This is a genomic window from Providencia sp. PROV255, from assembly GCF_028478065.1.
In the GTDB taxonomy this organism is placed as follows: Bacteria; Pseudomonadota; Gammaproteobacteria; order Enterobacterales; family Enterobacteriaceae; genus Providencia; species Providencia rettgeri.
Genome location: NZ_JAMPMI010000008.1, coordinates 13,204 through 35,895, shown reverse-complemented (window position 1 = coordinate 35,895; position 22,692 = coordinate 13,204). Strand labels below are relative to the sequence as shown.

25 protein-coding genes are annotated in these 22,692 nt (G+C 39.3%); 18 read left to right on the top strand and 7 right to left on the bottom strand.

Annotation, left to right across the window (positions count from 1 at the left end):
• Positions 1-17: 17 nt before the first annotated feature.
• A complete protein-coding gene (locus PR725_RS07045) occupies positions 18-509 on the bottom strand; it encodes a MarR family winged helix-turn-helix transcriptional regulator (protein WP_109912237.1) in 492 nt (163 codons plus the stop codon).
• Between the two features lie 84 nt (positions 510-593).
• Here PR725_RS07045 and PR725_RS07040 point away from each other — a divergent pair, with 84 nt between their 5' ends.
• From PR725_RS07040 to PR725_RS07030, 3 genes are all read left to right on the top strand, one after another.
• Positions 594-1,466: an EamA family transporter gene (locus PR725_RS07040; RefSeq protein ID WP_004910918.1), complete on the top strand. Its 873-nt coding sequence runs from the start codon at positions 594-596 to the stop codon at positions 1,464-1,466.
• 100 nt (positions 1,467-1,566) lie between these two features.
• Entirely contained in the window at positions 1,567-2,202 is a 636-nt protein-coding gene (gene alkB, locus PR725_RS07035) for a DNA oxidative demethylase AlkB (protein ID WP_272517388.1), read from the top strand.
• A 194-nt stretch (positions 2,203-2,396) separates the two neighbouring features.
• The gene (locus tag PR725_RS07030; RefSeq protein WP_196718379.1) at positions 2,397-3,422 is read left to right on the top strand and encodes a threonine aldolase family protein; all 1,026 of its coding nucleotides are present in this window, start codon (positions 2,397-2,399) and stop codon (positions 3,420-3,422) included.
• A gap of 149 nt (positions 3,423-3,571) precedes the next feature.
• Here PR725_RS07030 and PR725_RS07025 read toward each other — a convergent pair whose 3' ends face one another.
• A complete protein-coding gene (locus PR725_RS07025; RefSeq protein ID WP_109912240.1) occupies positions 3,572-4,159 on the bottom strand; it encodes a TetR/AcrR family transcriptional regulator in 588 nt (195 codons plus the stop codon).
• Positions 4,160-4,270: 111 nt separating this feature from the next.
• Here PR725_RS07025 and PR725_RS07020 point away from each other — a divergent pair, with 111 nt between their 5' ends.
• From PR725_RS07020 to PR725_RS07005, 4 genes are all read left to right on the top strand, one after another.
• On the top strand, positions 4,271-5,488 hold the full coding sequence (locus PR725_RS07020) for an MFS transporter (RefSeq protein WP_109912241.1): 1,218 nt from the start codon (positions 4,271-4,273) through the stop codon (positions 5,486-5,488).
• Positions 5,489-5,552: 64 nt separating this feature from the next.
• Positions 5,553-6,044, top strand: a complete 492-nt coding sequence (locus PR725_RS07015; RefSeq protein WP_058685178.1) for a GNAT family N-acetyltransferase — start codon at positions 5,553-5,555, stop codon at positions 6,042-6,044.
• A gap of 135 nt (positions 6,045-6,179) precedes the next feature.
• Positions 6,180-6,644 (top strand): YaiI/YqxD family protein, encoded by a 465-nt coding sequence (locus PR725_RS07010; protein WP_004910930.1) that lies wholly within the window; start codon positions 6,180-6,182, stop codon positions 6,642-6,644.
• Positions 6,645-6,749: 105 nt separating this feature from the next.
• Positions 6,750-7,403, top strand: coding sequence for a LysE family transporter (locus PR725_RS07005; RefSeq protein WP_072206017.1), 654 nt, complete (start codon positions 6,750-6,752; stop codon positions 7,401-7,403).
• 81 nt (positions 7,404-7,484) lie between these two features.
• On the opposite strand, the gene mnmH is transcribed toward PR725_RS07005, so the two are convergent.
• A complete protein-coding gene (gene mnmH, locus PR725_RS07000; protein WP_109912244.1) occupies positions 7,485-8,573 on the bottom strand; it encodes a tRNA 2-selenouridine(34) synthase MnmH in 1,089 nt (362 codons plus the stop codon).
• Between the two features lie 156 nt (positions 8,574-8,729).
• Between mnmH and PR725_RS06995 the strand changes: the two genes are divergently transcribed.
• From PR725_RS06995 to yjjJ, 3 genes are all read left to right on the top strand, one after another.
• Positions 8,730-8,993 (top strand): DUF3811 domain-containing protein, encoded by a 264-nt coding sequence (locus tag PR725_RS06995; RefSeq protein ID WP_109912245.1) that lies wholly within the window; start codon positions 8,730-8,732, stop codon positions 8,991-8,993.
• An 82-nt stretch (positions 8,994-9,075) separates the two neighbouring features.
• Positions 9,076-9,345, top strand: coding sequence for a hypothetical protein (locus PR725_RS06990; RefSeq protein WP_272568277.1), 270 nt, complete (start codon positions 9,076-9,078; stop codon positions 9,343-9,345).
• Positions 9,346-9,690: 345 nt separating this feature from the next.
• A complete protein-coding gene (yjjJ, locus tag PR725_RS06985; protein WP_196718377.1) occupies positions 9,691-10,995 on the top strand; it encodes a type II toxin-antitoxin system HipA family toxin YjjJ in 1,305 nt (434 codons plus the stop codon).
• A 253-nt stretch (positions 10,996-11,248) separates the two neighbouring features.
• Here yjjJ and PR725_RS06980 read toward each other — a convergent pair whose 3' ends face one another.
• Positions 11,249-11,527 carry a VF530 family DNA-binding protein gene (locus tag PR725_RS06980; RefSeq protein ID WP_004910941.1) on the bottom strand — a complete coding sequence of 93 codons (279 nt, stop codon included), beginning with the start codon at positions 11,525-11,527 and terminating at the stop codon, positions 11,249-11,251.
• 467 nt (positions 11,528-11,994) lie between these two features.
• On the opposite strand from PR725_RS06980, the gene PR725_RS06975 reads away from it, so the two are divergent.
• The 5 genes from PR725_RS06975 (at position 11,995) to PR725_RS06955 (ending at position 16,469) form a co-directional block, all read left to right on the top strand.
• Positions 11,995-13,116: a ribosomal protein uL16 3-hydroxylase gene (locus tag PR725_RS06975; protein WP_272568275.1), complete on the top strand. Its 1,122-nt coding sequence runs from the start codon at positions 11,995-11,997 to the stop codon at positions 13,114-13,116.
• Positions 13,117-13,279: 163 nt separating this feature from the next.
• Positions 13,280-14,908 carry a mucoidy inhibitor MuiA family protein gene (locus tag PR725_RS06970; RefSeq protein WP_272568273.1) on the top strand — a complete coding sequence of 543 codons (1,629 nt, stop codon included), beginning with the start codon at positions 13,280-13,282 and terminating at the stop codon, positions 14,906-14,908.
• Positions 14,909-14,983: 75 nt separating this feature from the next.
• Positions 14,984-15,733 (top strand): bifunctional NADP-dependent 3-hydroxy acid dehydrogenase/3-hydroxypropionate dehydrogenase YdfG, encoded by a 750-nt coding sequence (gene ydfG, locus PR725_RS06965; protein WP_004910947.1) that lies wholly within the window; start codon positions 14,984-14,986, stop codon positions 15,731-15,733.
• An 82-nt stretch (positions 15,734-15,815) separates the two neighbouring features.
• Positions 15,816-16,187, top strand: a complete 372-nt coding sequence (locus tag PR725_RS06960) for a DUF1283 family protein (RefSeq protein ID WP_004910949.1) — start codon at positions 15,816-15,818, stop codon at positions 16,185-16,187.
• 48 nt (positions 16,188-16,235) lie between these two features.
• A complete protein-coding gene (locus PR725_RS06955; protein WP_196718375.1) occupies positions 16,236-16,469 on the top strand; it encodes a DUF1161 domain-containing protein in 234 nt (77 codons plus the stop codon).
• A gap of 73 nt (positions 16,470-16,542) precedes the next feature.
• On the opposite strand, the gene bioD is transcribed toward PR725_RS06955, so the two are convergent.
• The 3 genes from bioD to PR725_RS06940 form a co-directional block, all read right to left on the bottom strand.
• Positions 16,543-17,217, bottom strand: coding sequence for a dethiobiotin synthase (gene bioD, locus PR725_RS06950; RefSeq protein ID WP_004910953.1), 675 nt, complete (start codon positions 17,215-17,217; stop codon positions 16,543-16,545).
• 142 nt (positions 17,218-17,359) lie between these two features.
• A complete protein-coding gene (locus PR725_RS06945; protein WP_110731941.1) occupies positions 17,360-18,571 on the bottom strand; it encodes an ROK family protein in 1,212 nt (403 codons plus the stop codon).
• A 91-nt stretch (positions 18,572-18,662) separates the two neighbouring features.
• Positions 18,663-19,574, bottom strand: a complete 912-nt coding sequence (locus PR725_RS06940) for a LysR family transcriptional regulator (protein ID WP_004910958.1) — start codon at positions 19,572-19,574, stop codon at positions 18,663-18,665.
• A gap of 125 nt (positions 19,575-19,699) precedes the next feature.
• Here PR725_RS06940 and PR725_RS06935 point away from each other — a divergent pair, with 125 nt between their 5' ends.
• From PR725_RS06935 to tus, 3 genes are all read left to right on the top strand, one after another.
• On the top strand, positions 19,700-20,971 hold the full coding sequence (locus PR725_RS06935; RefSeq protein WP_109912251.1) for an MFS transporter: 1,272 nt from the start codon (positions 19,700-19,702) through the stop codon (positions 20,969-20,971).
• 84 nt (positions 20,972-21,055) lie between these two features.
• A complete protein-coding gene (locus tag PR725_RS06930; RefSeq protein ID WP_109912252.1) occupies positions 21,056-21,634 on the top strand; it encodes a lytic polysaccharide monooxygenase in 579 nt (192 codons plus the stop codon).
• 133 nt (positions 21,635-21,767) lie between these two features.
• Positions 21,768-22,685: a DNA replication terminus site-binding protein gene (gene tus / locus PR725_RS06925; RefSeq protein WP_211888776.1), complete on the top strand. Its 918-nt coding sequence runs from the start codon at positions 21,768-21,770 to the stop codon at positions 22,683-22,685.
• Positions 22,686-22,692 lie beyond the last annotated feature (7 nt).

Genomic DNA, 22,692 nt, shown 5'->3' with positions numbered 1-22,692 from the left:
TTCAACACAACGTATTATTATTCATTAGATTCAAATGACGCTAAGAATGTCCGTAATAACTGGTTCAACGCATGTTGCTCTTGTTGAGACAAGTTAGCGACGAGGCGAGCCTGGTTTTGTGTGTGTGCTTCAATAAGTTGGTTGATTAACGTTAACCCTTCGGGAGTTAATGAAACCAAAAAGCCGCGGCCGTCATCAGGGTTAGTATGGCGGCTGACTAACCCCGCTTTTTCCAATTGGTCTATTCGGTTGGTCATCGTTCCTGATGTGACCATCAACGTTGATAACATTTCTCCTGGGCTCAGTGTATAGGGGGCACCTGCACGCCGTAAAGTCGCAAGTACATCAAAGCTTGAACGGTTAAGGCCAAACTGAGCGAAGACCTTTTCCATTTCCCGAGTTAAGTGGAACGCGACATTACCTAGCCGGCCAATTAGCCCCATTGGGCTAATATCGAGGTCAGGGCGCTCTCTTTCCCACTGTTGAGTGATTTTATCTATTCTATCCATAGGCAAATAATGGCGGTTATTTATCTTGACGTCAAGGTAAAGTGCACATATCTTGACTTCAAGATAAATTAAGAGAATAGAAATATGAATCGTATAACGGTTTTAGGGTTGACAGCATTAGCACCAATTGTGTGGGGAAGCACATATCTAGTGACAACAGAGATGTTACCCGCAGGGATACCATTAACATTGGCGGTATTACGCGCGTTACCTGCAGGATTACTATTGATACTTGTGTTACGAAAACTCCCCGAAGGCATTTGGTGGTTGCGGGTAGTGGTATTAGGTGTTTTAAACTTTTCTTTATTTTGGTGGCTATTGTTTATTGCTGCGTATCGCTTACCTGGTGGTGTCGCCGCAACGGTTGGCGCTGTACAGCCATTAATTGTGCTATTTTTAAGCCGCTGGCTGTTAAATAACCGTTTATCTGCGGTATCCATTATGGCATCAATAGCAGGGGTATTCGGGGTAGCTATATTGCTCTTAACACCGAATGCCGCCTTAGACCCTTTAGGTATTATTGCTGGGTTAGCAGGGGCATTTTCAATGGCTGCGGGGACGGTTTTGAGTCGCCGGTGGCAGCCACCAGTCAGTGCTTTAACCTTTACTTCATGGCAATTAACCGCGGGAGGATTAGTATTATTACCGTTTGCCATTATATTTGAGCCGGCTTTACCAACGTTAAGTTCACTAAATTTAATTGGTTTAGGGTATCTCACGCTTATTGGCGGTGCATTAACTTACGCCTTATGGTTCCGCGGACTGGCAATATTAGGTCCAAGTTCAGTGGCGTCACTGGGTTTTTTAAGCCCCGTGAGTGCGGTGGTTTTGGGATGGTTTTATCTCAATCAACAGCTTAGTACCTTGCAATTTATCGGCATGGTTGTCATTTTACTCAGTGTGTGGGCGAGTCAGCGAGCGGAAACAAGAAAAGTCACTCTAGCTTATCAACGTTAAAGTTAACCCTGTAGGTTGCTCATTGAATGTGATGAGCAACTTTTTTTCCTGTGTTAACATTCATTAGAGCATTCACTCAGACTATTAAACAGTGGCTAATATGTTATTTCCTGATGAAGATAATTCCGTACAAATTGCACCAGAGGCTTTTTTACTCAAAGGGTTTCTACTGGGGCAAACTGATGCATTATTGCAGTCATTAAACAACATTATTGCAGCTAACCCCTTAAGACATATGACGACACCAAATGGCTACTCAATGTCTGCCGCAATGACTAACTGCGGTGACTGGGGTTGGGTAACTGATGAAAAGGGATATCGCTATAGTCAGCGTGACCCTGTCACTAATGAGCCTTGGCAACCCATACCAATTTCCTTTGTTCAATTGGCCACTTCTGCAGCGAGCACTGCTGGCTTTGATCATTTTATCCCTGATGCTTGCTTGATTAACCGCTATGCCGTTGGTGCTGCGATGGCATTGCACCAAGACAAAGACGAAACTGATTTTACTCAGCCGATTGTCTCTTTTTCTTTAGGGTTACCCACAACATTTGATTTTGGTGGAGTAACTCGAGATGCGCCCAAAGTTGCTATTTATATAGAGCATGGCGATGTTTTGGTATGGGGAGGCCAGTCACGATTAAATTACCATGGGGTGCGTCGAGTTAAATCAGGTGTGCACCCGCTGTTAGGCCCGTATCGATATAACTTGACGTTTAGGCATTCTCAACCCTGAATTCACCTTTTACAGTATGCCAATTTATCAATGAAATAGACTATGAATGACTTAATATTTAATTTCAGCAACTTAAATAATATTAATCGTTAACTTTGGTATTTATATAGCAAAAATATCATTGAATAATGAATTGGAACCCCCTATAAATAATGGCTATAAATTAATATAACTAGTTATTGATAGGTAAGTGAATGTATAGCTTTTTAAATGATTATAACGAAATAGCTCATCCGGCAGTTATGCAAGTCCTAAATAATTTATCAGGGAAACGTTTCAAAGGTTATGGCACTGATGAGATTTGTCGTCGTGTAGCAGATAAAATTAGATTAAGAATTGGCCAGCCTAATGCGGAAATTCATTTTTTTAATGGCGGTACAATCACTAATCTAACCACGATTTCCCATGTTTTACGACCACACCAAGCGGTTATCACTGTAGACAGCGGGCATATCGCAGTTCATGAAACAGGGGCGATTGAAGCAACCGGCCATAAAGTTATTACTGTTGATTCACTATCAGGCAAATTAGCGCCAGAACATATCATCAAAGTACTGTCTGAGCATAATGATGAACATACTGTCCAACCTAAGCTTGTTTATATTAGTAATTCAACTGAAATTGGCACCGTTTACCGTAAAGAAGAGTTAGTTGCATTACGCGAGGTTTGTGATGCTCATAACTTACTGCTATTTATGGATGGCGCTCGCTTATCTTCAGGTTTAATGTCGAAATATAGTGATTTAACGATTGAAGATGTTGCGCAGTTAACTGATATTTTTTATATCGGTGGAACGAAAATTGGTGCATTAACCGGGGAGATATTGGTGATTGTAAACCCAGCACTGCAATCTGATTTTCGTTTTAGTATTAAACAAAAAGGTGGGTTACAAGCCAAAGGTTGGCTGCTTGCTGCCCAGTTTGAGCCGCTGTTTAATAATGATTTGTATTTTAAATTGGGGCGTCATCTTAATGAGATGGCTTCACAATTAGCTTCATTTTTTGCCGAAAAGGGATTTCAGTTTCTTGCGCCCGTTGAATCAAACCAAGTTTTTGTTATTTTCCCAGATGCACTGGCGAATAAATTATTAGGGCATTATCAATTAAGTCAAATATGTAAACCGACACCAGAGACCACCTGTATTCGTTTTTGTACCTCGTGGTCAACAACTCAGCAAGATGTCGATAAATTAAAACAGACTTTCCAAGCTCTACTTTAGATAATTCATTAACCCAATAAATATTTCCTATTTTTCGCCTATATTTATTGGGTTTTATTTATCATGGTGGCGGTATATTGAGGATTTTACTGAGCAATTATATTGTTGGTACTGATACAATATCCGTGCCAGCGAAAGGTAACACCGAGCTAATCTTTCGTGAGTAATAGCCCTGATAACAACATATCTATGGCATCGACACTTTTCTTTAGTCGCTGTTGACTATCACCTTGCGAGATCCAATAAGCTGCCTCAGCGAGCCCACCATTAATTAAAAAAGCCAATGCATGGGTATCAATACTTTTAATAACGCCATTTTGGACTAGCTGATGAAGCAGGTGTTCAATTTGTTCAGTACACTGTAAGTTTGATTTAGCCAAAAAATCGCCTAAAACGGCTTTTGCGTCACGCAAAATAATTTGTTGATACTCCGGTTCTAATGCCATTTCTAAGTAGGCGTGACAACGCTGACAAAAACTATTCCATAGGTCTTCAGTATGGAGAGTAATTGCTTGTAAACGGGCATTCATTTGTGAGTCAATTTGTTCAACAACGGCAGTAAATAAACCTTGTTTATCACCAAAGTGGTGGTAAAGGGCTCCGCGTGTGAGATTAACGCTTGCTGCTATTTCATCCATTGAGGTTTCTGCATAACCAAGCCGGCTAAAGTGCTCTCGTGCTGTAGTTAATAAATTTGCACGTGTTTCTGCCATTTGAGCTTGCGTTCTTCTTGCCATTAAAAGCCTCTTACATACATAGCGTATAATTATTTACATTCAATGTGTATGATTATATCATGATTATACATACGCAGAGTATGTATAAATAAATTTCATTTTGGAGCTCATATGATAGGTCGCTATCAGCAGTTATTTCAGGCAAAAGAAAACCAACGTTTTGTGATAGCAGGGTTACTGGCACGTTTATCGTTACCGATGATGGGGATCGGGATCATTACCTTGTTAGCGCAACTAAAAGGAAGCTATACCTTAGCAGGGCTTGTTTCTGCAACTTTTGTCTTAACTTATGCGTTACTATCTCCACAAGTTTCTCGCTTAGTGGATAAATATGGTCAATTTCGCGTCTTGCCAGTGGTGACCGTAATCAGTGTGCTTGGTGTGTTTATTATTATCTTAACTACGTGGTTATCATTACCCGATATCGGCTTATTTATCGGAGCTTTATTAACGGGGGCGATGCCCAGTATGTCTGCCATGGTAAGGGCTAGGTGGACTGCGCTGTATAAAGATCAACCCATACTACAAACAGCCTATTCATTAGAAACCGTATTTGATGATGCCACTTTTATTGTTGGCCCTCCGTTATCTGTCGGGATCACTGTCGCTTTATTTCCTCAAGCAGGTTTACTGGTTGCGGCAATTTTATTAGCCGTGGGAATGGCTTTATTTATTTCACAGCGAAGCACAGAACCCAAAGTTGTGGCGCATGACTCTCTTGTATTGGTGAATAAATCAATTATTTCAATGATTGGCTTGCAGTTGTTGATTGTATTAATGATTGCTTTAGGTGTGATTGTTGGCAGTGTGGATATTTTAAGTGTCACGTTGGCTCAATTACAACAGCAACCAGCGATGGCCAGTTTAGTGTTATCGGCCTATGCGATCGGTTCATGTGCGATGGGGCTTGTATTTGGCGGATTAACCTTTAACACACCGTTATCACGTTTATTATTCCTCAGTGGCTTAATGACGTTTCTTTCTATTGTGCCAATGTGGTGGGTGGTAGGTGTTTATTCTTTGTCTGTGGTGGTGTTTATTTCAGGATTGTTCTTTGCACCGACGATGATTATTGCAATGACATTAGTTGAGAGAATTGTTCCACGGAATAAATTAACAGAAGGAATGACATGGTTACTCGCAGGGTTAAATATTGGCGTTGCGATTGGTGCGATGCTAACGGGCAAAATGGTGGATACCTATGGTCCTTATGCAGGTTATGCCGTCGCAATCTCTGGTGGAGTTTTAGTTTTCATTTCAACATGGCTGAGCTACTTACGGGATAAAACACAACAAAAAATGGCAGTTGAATGTGAGGAATACCATTAAAAACAACGAAAAAATAAACCATGTAGTGATAAAATCATAAAAAATAATTTAATGAGGTAATTTCATGCATTCTCCAGTCTTTCGCACTGCCACACTTGATGATGTTGACGCCTGTTATGCGATTGAAATCGAATCCTATGAAGGGGATGAAGCGGCTACAAAAGAAAAAATAGCAACACGAGTTCAGCAATATCCAGACGGTTTTTTATGTATGGAATTAGCCGGGGAAGTCGTTGGTTTTATTAATTCGGGTTGTGCATGGGATGTTGTGATGTCGGATGAAGAGTTTAAAGAACTCATTGGGCATGACCCACAAGCACCAAATGTCGTTATTATGTCAGTAGTAGTACATCCCAAATATCAAGGTAAAGGCTATTCATCTTTACTGATGAAAAGGTTTATCAATGACATGAAGGAGATGAATAAAAAAACGATTCATCTTATGTGCAAAGAACGCCATATTGACCTGTATAAGCATTTTGGCTACCAATATATTAAACCATCAGAATCTGACCATGGTGGAATGACGTGGCATGAAATGGTAATGAAACTGTAAACCTATTTTCTCAAGCCCACTATTTTGAGGCCGTCTGAGTGAGCTTGGGAGTTTTTCCATACGAAGTATCTAACGTGTAATTTTGTTGTCTGATATGATATCTCATCATAGATAATCACCATTTGGGAAGTAATAATGATAATTTGGGTTGATGCGGATGCCTGTCCAAAAGTAATTAAAGAAGTTTTATACCGAGCAGCAGATAGGGAAAAAGTGCAAATAACATTTGTTGCGAACCAACGCTTAACAGTACCTCCATCTCCTTTTTTAAAAACCTTGCAGGTGCCCGCAGGATTTGATGTAGCGGATAATGAAATTGTATTACGAGCTCAAAAAGATGATTTAGTGATCACTGCAGATATCCCATTAGCCGCAGAAGTTATGGAAAAGGGCGCCAATGCATTGAATCCTCGTGGTGAACGCTATAGCGAAGCGACTATTCGTGAACGTCTTAATATTCGTGACTTTATGGATACCATGAGAGCCAGTGGCATCCAAACGGGAGGGCCTGCAAGTCTAAACCAGAAAGACAGGCAACAATTTGCTAATGAGTTAGATAAATGGCTGTTGCAACGTAAGAAATCACTAGCGTCATCATAAGCCAGCACATTTTTTGATTTAAGCTCAGAAAATGTGCATAGTAAAACAGAATTACAATCTATACCGTGTCTATAATGGTTAACCTTAAATTTTTGAAGAAAAATAATGGACCCATTACACAGTATTATCATCACGCTATTCTTATTTATACTGACCTTTTTTAATCCTGGAGCAAATTTGTTTATTGTGGTGCAAACCACATTGAGCTCAGGTAAAAAAGCAGGATTAACTTGTGGTTATGGTGTGGTGCTAGGCAATGCCATTTATTCGGGGCTCGGTTTATTCGGTCTTGTCACATTAATGGCTGAATTTGGCTCATTATTTTCACTGATTAAAATTCTTGGTGGCTTATATTTGCTTTATTACGCGCTAAGTGTATTTAATAACAAAACGCAACTTAATCTGTCCACCGAAAATACTACGGAACATTTCCCATCTGGTATCTATTTTAGGCGGGGGCTAATTTCTGATTTATCAAACCCCCAAACCGTTTTATTTTTTATGAGTATTTTTTCAACGACCATTTCGCCATCAACACCATTATGGGCTAAATTAGTCATTTGGCTGGGAATAGTTATTGCATCATTAATTTGGCGGATTATTTTATGCCAAACATTCTCTTTAACCTCAGTTCGTAGAACCTATTCACGAGTTCATAAAGTGGTCGGTAAAGGTGTTGGGTTAATTCTAGGGGCGTTGGCAACAAGGTTGATTTACCAAGGGTTCAGCGAATTGGCTATGAAGAAATCACCGTTCTAGATTTACTGATGAAGAAGTCATTGCTATATAAAATAGCCTCAGACTTTGCGATGAGGCTATTTATAGTGGAATAAAATGAATTCATTGATGCGTTAACCAATGTTCAACTTCTTGATAATTACCGCGAAAAATGATGCGGTGTTGTTTTTTACTTAATTGATAGCGATACATTGGGTCATAATACTCATTCAACAATGGGATTAACCACGAAAAATGTGTCTGGGTATCTCCGGTTGTTTTTTGGTCTGCTAAAGCACGCTCAAGTAAATGCGTCAATTCGATTGTCCGCTGTGATCCTAACCGTTTACGGATGGCAAACAGACCATGATGTAAATAGTCGCTATATTCCTGCCAGCCACGCTCGAAACCAAAAGTCGCTATAAAATCTTGCGTCATACGGTCAAAATATTCATATTTTAAACGCTCAAGACGCAGTTCAAAAGGGTCATCAATAATAGCGATTGGCGCTTTTTCCATTTGTGCGCGTAGTTCAAGTGGCAGGCTATTTGCACCAATGGCACGTCCTTCATCTTCCAGTACCCAACGCTGACATTGTTGGGCTTTTTTCAATAGCGTAACTGCTAAATAATTTTCAAAAGTGGCTTGAGTGTGCTGTTGTTGTAATGTACGACCAAACGAAGAGCCACGATGATGTGCGAGACCTTCTAAATCAATTCCGTTCGCTAAATGATGTACGAGAGTGGTTTTACCATTACCCGTACAGCCTCCCACTAAAATAATAGGACGTTGAACCAATTCATTAACGGCATCAATTGCTGTTTGTCGTAATGCTTTGTAACCACCATTGATGAGAGGGTATTCAATACCGGCCTCTTTTAACCAAGATTGCACGATATGTGACCGCATACCACCGCGTGCACAGCAAATATAGCCATTCATATTTTGTTTACAAGCTGCTATCCATGCAGTGATCCGAGCCATTTTAAGGTCACCACTGACAAGCTGGTGGCCTAATTCAACAGCTTTAGCCGAACCTTGTTGTTTATAGCATGTACCAACAGCTGCGCGTTCATCATCATTCATCAAAGGCAGGTTTATGGTATTCGGCATTGACCCTTGTTGAAATTCGATAGGCGCTCTGACATCGATAAGTGGTGTGCCAGTGGTTAAGATTTGACGAATATTTTGCGAAGAAGTGGTTAATTCCATAATAACAGAGAGATTCTTTAAAGTTGCAATGGGTTTACTATACTCTTAATCCTATTGCTTGGCATTAATGTTAGGTTTAAAACGAGGGTTAGTATTTTACTGCGTAATAATGATATATTGTCGTTAGGTATTTTAATATGAGTAAGGGGTAATACTATGAAGATGCTAACGATTCAAGAAATGACCGAAACTCAAAAAATCCAAGTGCGCACGAGACTCGCGCAAGAAAGGAAGAAACTAGGCCGTGAATTAACCAATTCTGAGCAGAGCAAGGTAAGAAAACAAATTATTACCGAAATATCTCAAGAAGTCGAAAAACAAGCTAAAAAACGACGAGCAGAAAAGAAAAAAGATAAATTAGTACCCAGTGATATAACATACAGTTGGTCTTCACAAAATCACAAAAGAGGGTATCGTTAATTTTTAATCAGAGTGTTCCGCTAGTGATTTGCGTTAAGTGATTGTAATTTTATGCAATTCAAATCATTAAAAGATCTCTAAGATGAAAAAGATTACGTTATTATTCTTGTTATTTAGTAGTTTTGCTGTCGCAAAATCCCATTATCATGGGAAACCATCCCGTAATGATTCTGTTGTTGTGCATGTTTGCGCTTTATCTCCTTTTTCTAATTTTTATGCAGAAGCTGCAATGTCCGAGCAAACAGCACGAAACAAACCCTCTCGGCGTTGTGAATTAGGGCAAGGGCAAGGCAGTATTTTTTGTAAAGCTCAAGATGCGAAATGCAGTACCAGTAAAATTGGTTGGGTCTAGTGGGGAACACAATATAATCGGATTATTCGCTGTTTGCTCTCTTTGCATTTTTTGGCGATATAGGATCCCCAAGTTAAAGCAGAAGCCGACTCTCGGCCTTCTTGGGCAAAATTGCCAACGACCTTGTATTTTTCTATTCAATAAATTTCCTTTTTCTAGCGCTCTGGCAACTTCACTAAAAGTAACTGGTAATCCATGAATGCTATGAGTTAATACAACGGCTTTCAGTATCCAGCGGTGGTTGTTTAACTTCCACGTGACAAAAGTAGCGGTGGCTGATAGATTATCTATTCATATAGATATTCATTTATCTATTCATAAACCTATTCACTGAGTGATTAAATCATGACAAATAGACTTGAAATGATTCGTCAATTATTGCGTCGAGAGCCAGCAACGGCAAGGCAACTCGCTGATATAATGAATATTAGTCAGCCAACCATTTCTCGAGCGTTAACATCACTTGGTGAAGACATTGTTCGAATTGGTTCGGGCCCATCTATTCAATATGCTTTGCGTGATACTTTTCGCGGGTTTGACACGGCACCTATTTATCGCATCAGTGAAGAGGGAACCTTAAGGCCACTAGGGAAACTGATCCCAGTTTACCCCGGAGGATTTGTCATGGAGCAGGAAGATAATGTCTGCCTTTATAGTGATGGCCTGCCATGGTGGTTGTTTGATATGCGTCCACAGGGGTATCTTGGTCGGGCGTATGCATCAACTTATTCAGCAGAACTTGGTCTACCAGCTAATCCAGAACACTGGTCAGATAGCGATATAATAAGGGCTTTAATAACCCATGGTCATGATGCAGTAGGAAACTTATTAATTGGGGAGCAGGCAAAAAAGCAATTTTTGAATATGCCTTCACCGACACCTGTTGATCGAGCTATAACCTATCCCTCACTAGCATTGGCTGTCAGTTCTGGAGAAGCTCCAGGCTCATCAGCCGGTGGAGAGCAACCAAAATTTTGTACTTATACCGATCGTGGTCATGTACTCGTAAAATTTACGGCGCTGGACGATAACGCAATCAGCGAACGGTGGCGCGATTTATTGCAAGCTGAACATCTTGCGTTAAAAGTGCTTGGTGTAGAAACAGAAGTTTTTGATTTTGGTGGGCAGCGCTTTCTTGAAGTTCCTCGGTTTGACCGACTAGGTTCAATGGGGCGCATAGGTCTTTTCTCTTTACAAGCTCTAGAAGCTGAGTTTGTTGGCAAAGCGATGAAACCTTGGCCTGTATTGGTGAATGACCTTGTCAAACAAGGGTATGTAGATGCCGATGCCGCCATTAGTACTGCGCGACTTTGGGCATTTGGCATGTTGATAGGAAATACGGATATGCACCATGGTAATTTATCATTTATTAGTAGCCATGGTCGTCCATATCAGCTTGCGCCAGCCTACGATATTTTGCCTATGGGGTTTGCTCCTAAATCGGGCGGTGAAATCGTAAACTCACTTCGAGTGGCAACTCTACTTGATGGGATCAGTGGGGATATTTGGCGAGAGGCGTTAGCACTAGCGGAAGAGTTTTTCACCTTGGTAAATAATTGTGATCGGTTATCAAATAATTTTGGCCAATGTCTTACTGCGTTGCGTAATCATCTTGATGAGGCGAGGTCACGCATATCCCGTTTGGAGTGAGGCTCATTGGTATAGATGTCAGTATTTTTCATTATTCATGAAAAGTTAATTGCTTATGTAACCGATCGCCAAAATTGGGTTACGTAAGTTTTTAACCATGAAATTTCAACCCGATTTTGTGAAAGGGGTAATAACCAGCGGGGCGGCCGTAATGCCTAAACCTTAAACATCATTAAGGTAGATTTAAGGCTTAAGTAGATATTTGTTATGTATGATTGTGGTCATTAGTGAGGCGTTAATATTATCTTGGCTTTTAACGTCGTGAATTACACCATGGGTCATTAGGATATGCTCCCGTATTATCAATCGAATTGTTTTCTATCATATCCAAATAGAGTAACTCAACTTCAGTTCTTGCCCATGGCGTGCGACGAAGAAACTTTAAGCTAGATTTAATACTTGGATCTTTGTTAAAGCAGTTTATTTTTATAATGCGTCCAAGTTGGCTCCAACCGTATCTATCAACCAATGCATTAACTTGCATTTCTAGTGTAACTCCATGTAAAGGGTCTTTCGATTTATATTCACTCATTACGGCATATCCGAAGCATAGGCAGGTTATTATTAAGCGCATATAAATAAGCTGAATACCAATCTAAGTCAATAGGATGTTAACAATGACTGAACGAGCAAGGCCTATTTTTGCCCTGAAATTCCATTTAACATAATATGCATTATGCGAATCTAAGTGTGAAATGAAGAAATCCAGCGTATTGGCTGGTTAATCGTGTTGGTTCTTTTTTGGTTTTAAACCCAATTTGACTTCATAAATCTTCCGTTTTGCAATAACTTCTATGGGTTCTTCAATTACTCTGATATCTGTTAGTTCCCATGCTAACTAACCTAATTCATATTATGATTATTGTGAGAAATGAATTCTGGCAATATGTTACGGATATTCCCACAAAAGTTATTGACCGACGTTTGACGCCAAACAAGAATATGACGGTGTATTACTTCTATAATTACCCGCTAATTTACTCATATAGATGTGGTCACATGGTTTACAAACTGAATCTTAACTGGCCTGAATTTTTAGAAAAATACTGGCAGAAAAAACCCGTTGTATTGAAAAATGCATTTCCTGATTTTGTCGACCCTATCACACCGGATGAACTGGCGGGCTTAGCCATGGAGCCGGAAGTTGACAGTCGCCTAGTCAGCTTTATTGATAACAAATGGGAAGCGAGTCACGGCCCGTTTGAAGATTTCAGCGAATTAGGCGAAAAAGGATGGTCACTACTGGTGCAAGCGGTCAACCATTGGCATATGCCAGCGGCCGAACTGGTAAAACCGTTTCGTGTACTACCCGAGTGGCGTCTTGATGATTTGATGATCTCCTATTCGGTGCCTGAAGGTGGTGTTGGACCTCATATTGATAACTATGATGTTTTCATCATCCAAGGTATGGGACGCCGCCGCTGGCGTGTGGGCGATGCCCTACCTATGCGTCAATTCTGCTCACATCCGGCATTATTACATGTCGACCCATTTGAACCGATTATTGACGTAGAAATGGCGCCTGGAGATATTCTGTATATTCCGCCGGGATTCCCTCATGATGGTTTCACTTTCGAAGATACCATGAACTATTCTGTCGGCTTTCGCGGGCCAACAGGACGTGATCTGCTGAGCAGTTTTGCAGACTATGCGCTGGAACAGGATTTAGGTGGCATAAATTATAGCGATCCTGACCTCACGGTGACTGAAAACACAGGCACCATGAAACCTCATGAGGTTGAACGTCTACGAGCCATGATGATTGAAATGATCAACAAACCGGGTGATTTTGAACAGTGGTTAGGCCGTTTTGCAACGACTCTACGTCATGAATTGGATATTGCGCCTGCGGAACCGCCATACCAACCGGAAGAAGTGCTGAGTGCACTGAATGATGGTGAAAAACTGATCCGACTGAGCGGTTTGCGTGTGATGCGTATTAATGAGCACTTTTTCGTGAATTCTGAAAGCTGGATTACCACAGAAACAAAGGGTGCGGATGCATTGTGCCAGTTTACGGAAGTCGACAGCAATGAACTTGGTAAGGCACTGAATAACCGAGATTTTGTTGCGCAATTAACCGAATTTATCAATCAAGGATATTGGTATTTCGAAGAATAAGTCGCCCCTGCCCAACAAGATAAAACACCTGCTGATGGGTGTTTTATCCCTTCTGTCCTTCTACTTTTGTCAGTTTTTAGGTTTTATCTGTTATCTAATAAAAGTCAAATAAGCTAGTTTTAGTCATTATCTTACTTAGCGGTACTTCTGATTGGAGTTAAAAATGACAGTTCCTACTCGGCTGGTCAGCGGCTTATTATTCGCAACACTTTTGGCTTCTCAACACGTACGTGCTGATGCTGAAACAAAACTAAATCAAGATGTTAAACTAAATCATGCAACCGTGTTTTTGCGCGGTGCTACCTTAGACAACAGTGTGACACTGTCACTTAATAAGGGGCAGACTGAGGTTGTTCTTACGAATATAGCAAGCAATATTGACCCTCGAACGCTTTCAATTGACTTTGATAATAGTGATGTGACTATTCGTTCCGTAAATGTACAAAATGTGGCAGTTACACCTACATACCCCGCCAATATTGTTGAATTACAAGAACAACAAAAGGACTTAGTTCAGCAAGTTGAAAACTTAAACATTGCAATTAAAGTCGGTGAAGAGCAATTAAGCTTATTGAAAGATCAGCGCTTTTTTGGGGAAAATAACGCGCAATCATTAGAACAGTCCTCTCAAAAGTTAGACTTTATACGTCAACAAATGACTTCAATATTGCATGAACAACAAAAATACCAATTAGAGATTGATAATTTAGAAGAAAAACTTGCGATATTGCAAACGCAGATCGATGAAAAAATGCCCTCGTCTGTTGGCCAGCAAACTCAGATTGTCATGTTGGTCGATGCGGCTAAACCAACCATTGCACAGCTACAATTGTCCTATTTAACGCCTGATGCCGCGTGGTCACCAAGTTATGACATTCGTAGTCAGGACGTTGAGTCGCCAATCACCCTCACGTATAAAGCCAATTTAATTCAAAATACAGGCATTGATTGGGAAAAAGTCAATTTGACCTTATCGACGGTTAACCCATCAAAAAATATCACGCCTTCTGTTTTACAGCCTTGGCGCTTATCCGTTTATGATGATAATGCTCAAATAGCGCGTCAGGTTCGAATGAGGATGCCTGCAGCCCCTGTGGCAATGTATCAAGAAAATGGTGTTAGTGAGAAGAAAAAAACAATCAATTCAGGTATATCAGACTTTGTTACAACGTCTAATAATGGTATCAATTTAAATTATCAAATCGCCCTGCCTTATTCACTAAAAAGCGCGAACAAGCCGAATACTGTCACCATCAAACAACAAAATCTCGATGTAAAATACAAATATACCACCACGCCAAAACTGATTGAAGAGGTGTTCTTACAAGCAGATATCGACAATTGGCAATCACTTAACCTATTGAATGGAAATGCTAATATTTATTATGGTAATACATATATTGGCAACGTTATGATTAATGCAAATCAATTGGTTGATACATTACGAGTTCCTTTTGGTGTTGACAAGAGTATTCAAGTTTCCCGTGAACCAAATGAAAAAATAAAGAAAAAACCGAGTTTTATGGGATCAACAATCCAACAAACAGAAAGTTACTTGATCAAAGTAAAAAATATGCATGCGAAACCAGTTGAATTAACGGTTTATGACCAAATTCCGCTAAGTGAGGATAGTGAGATAAAAGTGTCTGAAATAGAGGATAAAAACGCAGTTACCAATAAAAGTACAGGTGAAATAGCCTGGGATATTACTTTAGAGCCTAATGAAGAAAAGCAAATTTCATTCAGTTATACATTGAGCTATCCAAAAGACAAACAAATATTAGGGTTATAACAATTTTTGTAGTTAATGTTAGATGGCGTTAGAATAACGCCATGCTGACACAACAATAACAAATTTGAGGTTTCCATGATTATATTAGTAACAGGCGCTTCTTCTGGCTTTGGTGAATCAATCGCTCGTAAATTTATTCAAAATAATCATACTGTTATTGGTACAGGGCGTAGAACTGAACGTTTAAAAGCCCTACATCAAGAATTAGGGGATAAATTTTATCCATTAACATTGGATGTTCAAGACAGAAAAGCCATTCAATCTGCAATCGCTAATTTACCTACTCACCTCAAAAACATTGATGTCTTAGTCAATAATGCCGGTCTTGCATTGGGCCTAGAGCCTGCTTTTGATGCAAATCCTGATGACTGGGACGTCATGATTAATACGAATACTAAAGGCTTAGTGAATATGACCTATGAGGTGTTGCAAAACATGGTAGCCGAAAATCATGGTCACATTATTAATATTGGTTCTACTGCGGCAAGTTGGCCCTACAAAGGTGGTAATGTTTATGGTGCAACCAAAGCCTTTGTGAAACAATTTTCACTTGGTTTACGTGCTGATTTACAAGGGAAAAAAATTCGAGTTACCGATATTGAACCAGGCTTAGTTGGTGGCACAGAGTTTTCAAATATTCGCTTTAAAGGGGATGACGATAAAGCAGCTAGCACTTATCAAGGTGCAGATGCCCTGACCCCTGAAGATATTGCTGAAACAGTGTATTGGGTTGCCACGCTACCTGCTCACATGAACGTAAATACATTAGAATTAATGCCTGTTTGCCAAACGTTTGCAGGTTTAACCGTACATAAACAACTTTAGATTTTAGTACTATTCTATACAGACGCACTAGCACACTTTTAGCTATACTCAGATTATCAGTCCTGTTTAGTAAGGAATTACCATGAATTCACACAAAATGTTGAAAACTGGCTTAACTGCGTTATGTTTTTGTCTCCCTCTACTTTGGGCTACGTCGTCTCCTGCTGCACAATCGACAACATCATGTACTGCAGGTAGTACTTGTGTTTCAGTAGGTAAAGGCGATGACTCTCTTAATAAAGAGCAAGCGCGTCAAGAAAAGGAACAATGGGATAGTACCCGTATGTTGCGTAATAAAGTTAATACGCGTACTGAAAAAGAATTTGATAAAGTAGATGCCGCTTTTGATGCAAAAGATAAATGTGAAAAAAGTCTTAATCTAAATGCTTATTGGGAGCCAAGCACCAAACGTTGCCTTGATGTGAGTAATGGTCGTCCAATTAGTAATCCATAACCTGATAATAGGTTGCCTTATGGAGTTGTTGTTCAACAAGGAGATAAGATGAAAAAGAAATTATTTTTACCCTTATTTGTACTGATGTTAGCGCCCGCTTTTGCGCAAGCTTCATGTGAAAGTGTGATTGAGGAAATCAAACAAAAGATTATCAATAATGGCGTTCCTGCTGAAAATTTTAGTTTGGTCGCAGTACCTAATGATGAAGTTGACTCATCTAAAGGTCAAGTTGTAGGTCACTGCCAAAATGATTCTTATAAAATCATTTATACCCGCCATTAGTCTATATTTTAGGTAAAATAAAGGGCGCTATTTGATGATAGCGCCCTTTTTCTTTGTTGGGTTATTAATGCAATTAATTAGGAATAGCGATAAGCTCTTGCAGTTTATCTGTATTGAGATAATGCCCTAGCTCTCTTTCTTCCGGCCGCAATAAATATGGGATTTCCCCAATTAATGGGGCCTTAATATGATGTTGTAACCGATCAATTATTTGAGCATAGTGCGCTAACCCTGGGTTGATACGGTTTGCCATCCAACCGATTAATGGTAATCCATCTGCTCGGATTGCATCCGCAGTTAATAGTGCATGATTAACACAGCCATGTTGAATACCTACGACTAAGATAACACCGACCGGCTGGCCTTTTAACCAGTCTGCATAAAAAGTATTGTCATCAAGCAAATAGCGCCATCCCCCATTACCTTCGATAACAACCATGTCACATTGATGATGTAAATGGTCTAGACCATGCTTTATTTTATTGAAATCAATGCTGTTCTCATGGCTGTAATTGTCCGTGATACGCACAGGATTAACTTCATCGTAGGAAACTAGGTCTTTAGAAACACTGTGAATTAGCAATGCATCTTTATTTCTGATTCCTTCAGGGGTATCAATGCATTGGTCAGCAATAGGTTTGTAGCCCACGGCTTTAATTCCTTGGCTATTTAGTGCTTGCAGGATGGCAAGCGTCGATACTGTCTTCCCGACATCTGTATCTGTCCCGGTAACAAATAGATTGATCATGGTCTTTTTCTATCCTGAAGTGACAGACTTATACAGCAATAAGCTGCAAAAATGATATGGATTCAGTTTATTGGAATGGGTAAGTGAGAAGTTTGCGTTAGCTCAATTTTGTGTACGATAGTGTAAATATTATCGAATTGTTTTAGCCTTGTAATAGTTGTAGTAGAAGTGAACCATCGTATAACGCTCGCTGTATTAATGAAGTTTCACTATCTTTGATGCTAAATGTAGATTTTTCTATCACTAATGTAGACGAATACAGAGGAATAGAAAGTTTATTTATATGTTTATGTAAACATTTTAAAAACAGATCAGAATCTTGATTCAAAGGAGAATTAACCAAAATGAGCTGACTACCCAATAAATTTACCATCAGTGCTAACGGTTTTGCCAACTGTTGTGCAACTTTATTAATAAGATAAACACAAAGACTGTCGTTTAGAATTGCGCCAGCGCAAATTTTATCCATTGAGATATCTTGCTGATGCAAAAATGAATCTGGGTAGTTTATTAGCAAATTATTAGCTTGTTGTAATATTGCAGGAATGGACGTATGGGTTTCTAAGCAATCATAGCTACCACAGTAGCAAACGTTATTTTGTTCAGGCTCACATTGAGTATGGCCGAATAGAATAGGCCGATGGGTATTCGTATCCAATGTTGTCCCATGGTTTAATACCATGACATTAACAACATTTTGTAGCTGTAAGTAAATGATATTTTTTTCTTTTCTTTTTTCCTGATGGGAGAAGAGGTCCATTAAGGCTAAAGCATCCACTGGCGGATGTAAATAAACGGGTAAACCAGTTTGCTTGGTAAGATATTCTGCGATGGCAAGTTGGTGGATTTTAAAAGAAGAATGCTGATAAATAACGCCAGTATGAGGGTCTAAAATACCATCAATAAGGATACTTATCGCGGTGACTCTTTCTAATATTTTTTGCTGGCTGGCAAAGAATTGACTAATTAATTCAGAAAGAAAATCGATAAATTCGCTATTTCCTAGCGGTGTAAATGGATACTCTGTTTGAGCTAAGGTAACTGCGTTAATTTCTTTCAGAGAAATCGTGAGTTTTTGGCCTTCGATACGAATAGCTAAAAATTGCCACCCTTCACTTTCAATGACTAACCCGACTGCTGGGCGTCCGCGCAGACCGAGTACCGGAAACTCTAATTCTTTAATTAAGTGAGCATCCATAAGTTCACGTGTAATTTTGGTGATACTAGCGGGCGCAAGCTGTGCTTGTTTTGACAAAGCAATACGCGAAATTGGACCATGTTGATCAATGATACGGTAAACAATACCCGTATTTAATTGTTTGATTTGGTCTATATGGCCAGTTTGATTCACCATGGTAATAATTCAATTCCTTTATAAAGCAATGAGTTATTATGCCTTAATCTGTGTATGAATGATTTCATTTACATTAAAAGTGTGAACTTGCTCACTTTTGGTTACCAACAATGTTGGCCATCAAAAGATTCGTTAATTTTTTTGCGACGGAGGGCAATGTTCTACGTGTATTGTAGACTAACCAGACTTCAGATGAAGCATTAAGATTAGTGAGTTTTAAGTATTTTACACCATCAATTTTCATACGCGTGAATGATTCTGTAATCACTGATATTCCCATACCAGCGGAAACTAATCCCAAAATAGTCATGGCTTCCCCGGCTTCTTGAGAAATGGTTGGAACCACTCCCGCAGATGTTAGTAATTGATTTATTTCATCATATAATGCTGTACCAACATCGCGCTCAAAGAAAATAAAAGGATAATCAGCAAGTTGTTGAATATCTACGCCTACATCAATAAATTCTAATAATGGATGTCCCTCATAGACGGCTACCATAAAAGGCTCTTTAAATAATAGTTGATAATCCAATTGTTCTGGTAATACCGTATTTCTCATAATACCAATATCAATTCGCCCCGTAATTAATGGCGCTATCTGTTGTTTGGTATTCATCTGGTGCATATGAATAGAAACTTCAGGGTAAGCTTCTCGATATTGCCGTAAGCTCATCGTAACTTTGTGCATAAATGGCGTAGTTGAAGTAAAACCAATGGATAACTCTCCAAGTTCACCCTTTTCCATGCGAGCTGCTTTTGTTGCTGCTGCATCGACTTGAGCTAAAATTTGATATGCTTCTTTTAAGAACATAGTCCCCGCTGCCGTTAAGGCCACATTTCGGTTATTTCTTTCCAATAGTTTTGCATTAATTTTCTCTTCAAGTATTTGTATTTGCTGACTTAAAGGGGGCTGAGAAATATGCAATCGTTCAGCAGCTCTACCAAAATGAAGTTCTTCCGCGACAGCAATAAAGTATCGAAGATGTCTAAGTTCTATACTCATCGTTTGGTTAATACCCATTAATATGTTTAAAGTATTATTATGAATAATTAATATATTAGACAAAAAACTAAAAAGTTTCTATTCTTTGATCGAAATCAAGTGTGTTGGTATGACAAGGAATAAACATGGAACACTCACAAAATAGCCTTACATCTGAGCAACCTAATGAAGGAATAAGAACACCCTTACAGGGACATACCACACCAAAAAAACATTACATACAAAGAGATGACGCGCTGTATTTACGTGTGACCTTATCCTTTTTTACCGTTGGTTTTGCCACATTTGCTTTGCTGTATTTCGTTCAGCCAATTTTGCCTATGCTGTCAGAAGATTTTAACATTTCCCCTGCAACAGCAAGTTTATCATTATCACTGAGTACAGGCTTAATGGCATTAGGGTTATTAATTACTGGGCCAATTTCAGACGCAATAGGCCGTAAGAATGTGATGGTTATTGCATTGACCTGCGCTGCATTATTTACTCTACTCAGCTCAATCATGCAGAGCTGGCAAGGGATCTTAATTGCCAGAGCATTAGTTGGTTTATCGCTAAGCGGTGTTGCTGCAGTAGCTATGACCTATTTAAGTGAAGAGATCCACCCTAGTTATGTTGCACTATCTATGGGGTTGTATATTAGTGGCAACTCGCTGGGAGGTATGAGCGGCCGGCTAATGACGGGGGTGATCGCAGATTTTTATTCATGGCGTGTTGCTGTCGTTATTTTAGGTTCGTTAGCCTTGATTGCCGCAATTGGCTTTTGGCGCTTACTGCCCCCTTCTCAACATTTCCGCGCGAGTTCTTTAAAACCTAAAAATCTATGGGTTAATTTACATCTACACTTTAGAGACAAAGGTTTACCTTTTCTATTTATCGAAGGCTTTGTCTTGATGGGTGGTTTTGTCACAATGTATAACTACATCGGATATCGTTTACTTGACGCACCTTATTCATTTTCTCAGTCTACGGTTGGCTTGCTATCTGTTATTTATTTAACAGGGACTTACAGTGCGACTAAAACAGGAAGCCTAACTCAAAAATATGGGCTTGGTCGTATATTGATAGCTTCTATTACCCTGATGTTAATTGGTATTTTAATCACATTGTGTTCGAATGTGTGGTTAGTTTTATTTGGGATGACGGTACTAACAACCGGTTTTTTTGCTGCGCACTCTGTTGCCAGTAGCTGGGTGGGACGTAGAGCGAAACGAGCACGAGGACAAGCTTCTTCTCTGTATTTATTCAGTTATTATGCAGGGTCAAGTATCGCAGGTACAGTCGGTGGTTTATTTTGGGAACACTTTGGTTGGACGGGTGTTGCGCTATTTATCGCTGGCATACTGTTTATCGGTCTTATCATCGCTTGTCGTTTAAAATCAATTTGTTATAACCAGTAAATTAGAGGCTGATAAAGGTTAAACTACCATTTTCTCCCGTTATTAGTAGATGATATGAGTGTCTATTAATAACGAGGAAACCCAATGAAATCATTCTCTATAAAATCATTTTTATTTGCACCATTGCTTTTTTGTTGCAGTTTTGTGGTCTGGTCGCATGGCTATGTTAAGTCCCCTGAAAGTCGTTCATACTATTGTAAGTTAGGGATAAATGAGCAATGTGGCCCAGTGCAATATGAACCGCAATCCATTGAAGGCAAACAGGGCTTTCCCAAATACGGCCCAGCCGATGGTAAAATTGCCAGTGCAGCTAATGCTCTTTTTTCTCCCTTAGACATACAAACTACTGTTCGGTGGCAACGAGCTATTATAAATTCACCAAATGTTAGGTTTAAATGGCGCATTACTGCGAAACATAAAACAACAAAATGGGAATACTTCATCACTAAACCAGATTGGCAACCCAATTCGCCGTTATCGCGTAAACAGTTTATACTAACCCCATTTTGTAAATTTGAACGTGTAGAAATTCCAGGGGAGAGCGTGGAGCACAATTGCGTATTACCGAAGAATCAAAAAGGTTACCATGTGATTTTAGCAATTTGGACAATAAATGATACGGTAAATGCGTTTTACCAAGTCATTGATGCAGAAATAAATTAGTGTAAACGTAAGTCATAATAAGAGAAGGACAAGTGTTAAAATACCCACTTGCCCTTTTAGGCTTTATTTTTTATTGATAAACACGATAGTTAATGTTAATTATTGTTTACCACACATTGAATGTTGTAACTAAATGACAAATAAACAAGACCTGATTAATACGTTTAATGAATTGGAATCACAAATAAACCAATTTAGCCTTTTGCTATTGGAGCAATCAAAGCAAGTACCATTTACAGCCCATGTATTTCAGTTACCTTCGGTAATCAAAGGTGAAGAAAATAATGAGATAGAACAAATCGCAGTGGAAACGGTGGTGAGCCATGATGCAGTAAAAGAAACAATAAAATTAATTAACTTGTTATTTTTACAGAATAAATCTGAAGAAATTAGCAATAAAGCCGCTATCCGCTTACCTGGGGCAATATGTATACAAACCAATTTACAGGCGTATCGTGACTTTAATTCATTAATATCAAAGATCAATGAGTTAAAGATGCATATAAAAGCAATAGTCACTCAAGTTAACGAGCCACATCGATTCGAATTTATACGTAGCAGTTTACATGGACTGCTAACACTAAATACTTACCGCACCCTCACCTCATTGGTTGATATCGATACGATTAATTTTGGTTGGGCGAATAAAAAAGTCATCAATAAAGTGACCAAAGAAACAGTACTAGACCGTTTACAAGCAAGTTTAGAAAGTGGTCGCTCCCCTCTTCATTTACCTAAAGAACACTGGCTTTTACAATTGGAAAATGAAATTCGGTTAATTGATTCCCTACCCCATAATGCGGTTTTGAAAACTCAACGTCCTGTCAAAGTTCAGCCAATAGCTCGAGTGTGGGATAAAGAACAACAGAAACAAACGCAGTTTGCCTGTGCAACCCCTTTGTTTGTTTTTGCGCTCGAAAAAACAGTGGCCGAAATTAAAGTAGGTGAACTCCCCGATTACCATGCAAATAGCATTGTTATTCGTAATCGCCCTAAAGCAAAAGCAGTTGAATTATTAATACCACGCTTAAATTTGTATATTGAGCGCTAAAAAAACA

Excerpts from the sequence above, each read along its gene's own strand:
- PR725_RS06955 (WP_196718375.1), top strand. The coding sequence starts at position 16,236 with ATGAAAAAGAAATTATTTTTACCCTTATTTGTACTGATGTTAGCGCCC.
- mnmH (WP_109912244.1), bottom strand. The coding sequence starts at position 8,573 with ATGGAATTAACCACTTCTTCGCAAAATATTCGTCAAATCTTAACCACT.
- tus (WP_211888776.1), top strand. The coding sequence starts at position 21,768 with ATGACAAATAAACAAGACCTGATTAATACGTTTAATGAATTGGAATCA.
- PR725_RS07005 (WP_072206017.1), top strand. The coding sequence starts at position 6,750 with ATGGACCCATTACACAGTATTATCATCACGCTATTCTTATTTATACTG.
- PR725_RS07030 (WP_196718379.1), top strand. The coding sequence starts at position 2,397 with ATGTATAGCTTTTTAAATGATTATAACGAAATAGCTCATCCGGCAGTT.
- PR725_RS07025 (WP_109912240.1), bottom strand. The coding sequence starts at position 4,159 with ATGGCAAGAAGAACGCAAGCTCAAATGGCAGAAACACGTGCAAATTTA.
- PR725_RS06935 (WP_109912251.1), top strand. The coding sequence starts at position 19,700 with ATGGAACACTCACAAAATAGCCTTACATCTGAGCAACCTAATGAAGGA.
- PR725_RS06940 (WP_004910958.1), bottom strand. The coding sequence starts at position 19,574 with ATGAGTATAGAACTTAGACATCTTCGATACTTTATTGCTGTCGCGGAA.
- PR725_RS07015 (WP_058685178.1), top strand. The coding sequence starts at position 5,553 with ATGCATTCTCCAGTCTTTCGCACTGCCACACTTGATGATGTTGACGCC.
- PR725_RS07020 (WP_109912241.1), top strand. The coding sequence starts at position 4,271 with ATGATAGGTCGCTATCAGCAGTTATTTCAGGCAAAAGAAAACCAACGT.
- PR725_RS06930 (WP_109912252.1), top strand. The coding sequence starts at position 21,056 with ATGAAATCATTCTCTATAAAATCATTTTTATTTGCACCATTGCTTTTT.
- alkB (WP_272517388.1), top strand. The coding sequence starts at position 1,567 with ATGTTATTTCCTGATGAAGATAATTCCGTACAAATTGCACCAGAGGCT.
- PR725_RS06970 (WP_272568273.1), top strand. The coding sequence starts at position 13,280 with ATGACAGTTCCTACTCGGCTGGTCAGCGGCTTATTATTCGCAACACTT.
- yjjJ (WP_196718377.1), top strand. The coding sequence starts at position 9,691 with ATGACAAATAGACTTGAAATGATTCGTCAATTATTGCGTCGAGAGCCA.
- PR725_RS06975 (WP_272568275.1), top strand. The coding sequence starts at position 11,995 with ATGGTTTACAAACTGAATCTTAACTGGCCTGAATTTTTAGAAAAATAC.
- bioD (WP_004910953.1), bottom strand. The coding sequence starts at position 17,217 with ATGATCAATCTATTTGTTACCGGGACAGATACAGATGTCGGGAAGACA.
- PR725_RS07010 (WP_004910930.1), top strand. The coding sequence starts at position 6,180 with ATGATAATTTGGGTTGATGCGGATGCCTGTCCAAAAGTAATTAAAGAA.
- PR725_RS06980 (WP_004910941.1), bottom strand. The coding sequence starts at position 11,527 with ATGAGTGAATATAAATCGAAAGACCCTTTACATGGAGTTACACTAGAA.
- PR725_RS06960 (WP_004910949.1), top strand. The coding sequence starts at position 15,816 with ATGAATTCACACAAAATGTTGAAAACTGGCTTAACTGCGTTATGTTTT.
- ydfG (WP_004910947.1), top strand. The coding sequence starts at position 14,984 with ATGATTATATTAGTAACAGGCGCTTCTTCTGGCTTTGGTGAATCAATC.
- PR725_RS06995 (WP_109912245.1), top strand. The coding sequence starts at position 8,730 with ATGAAGATGCTAACGATTCAAGAAATGACCGAAACTCAAAAAATCCAA.
- PR725_RS06990 (WP_272568277.1), top strand. The coding sequence starts at position 9,076 with ATGAAAAAGATTACGTTATTATTCTTGTTATTTAGTAGTTTTGCTGTC.
- PR725_RS07045 (WP_109912237.1), bottom strand. The coding sequence starts at position 509 with ATGGATAGAATAGATAAAATCACTCAACAGTGGGAAAGAGAGCGCCCT.
- PR725_RS06945 (WP_110731941.1), bottom strand. The coding sequence starts at position 18,571 with ATGGTGAATCAAACTGGCCATATAGACCAAATCAAACAATTAAATACG.
- PR725_RS07040 (WP_004910918.1), top strand. The coding sequence starts at position 594 with ATGAATCGTATAACGGTTTTAGGGTTGACAGCATTAGCACCAATTGTG.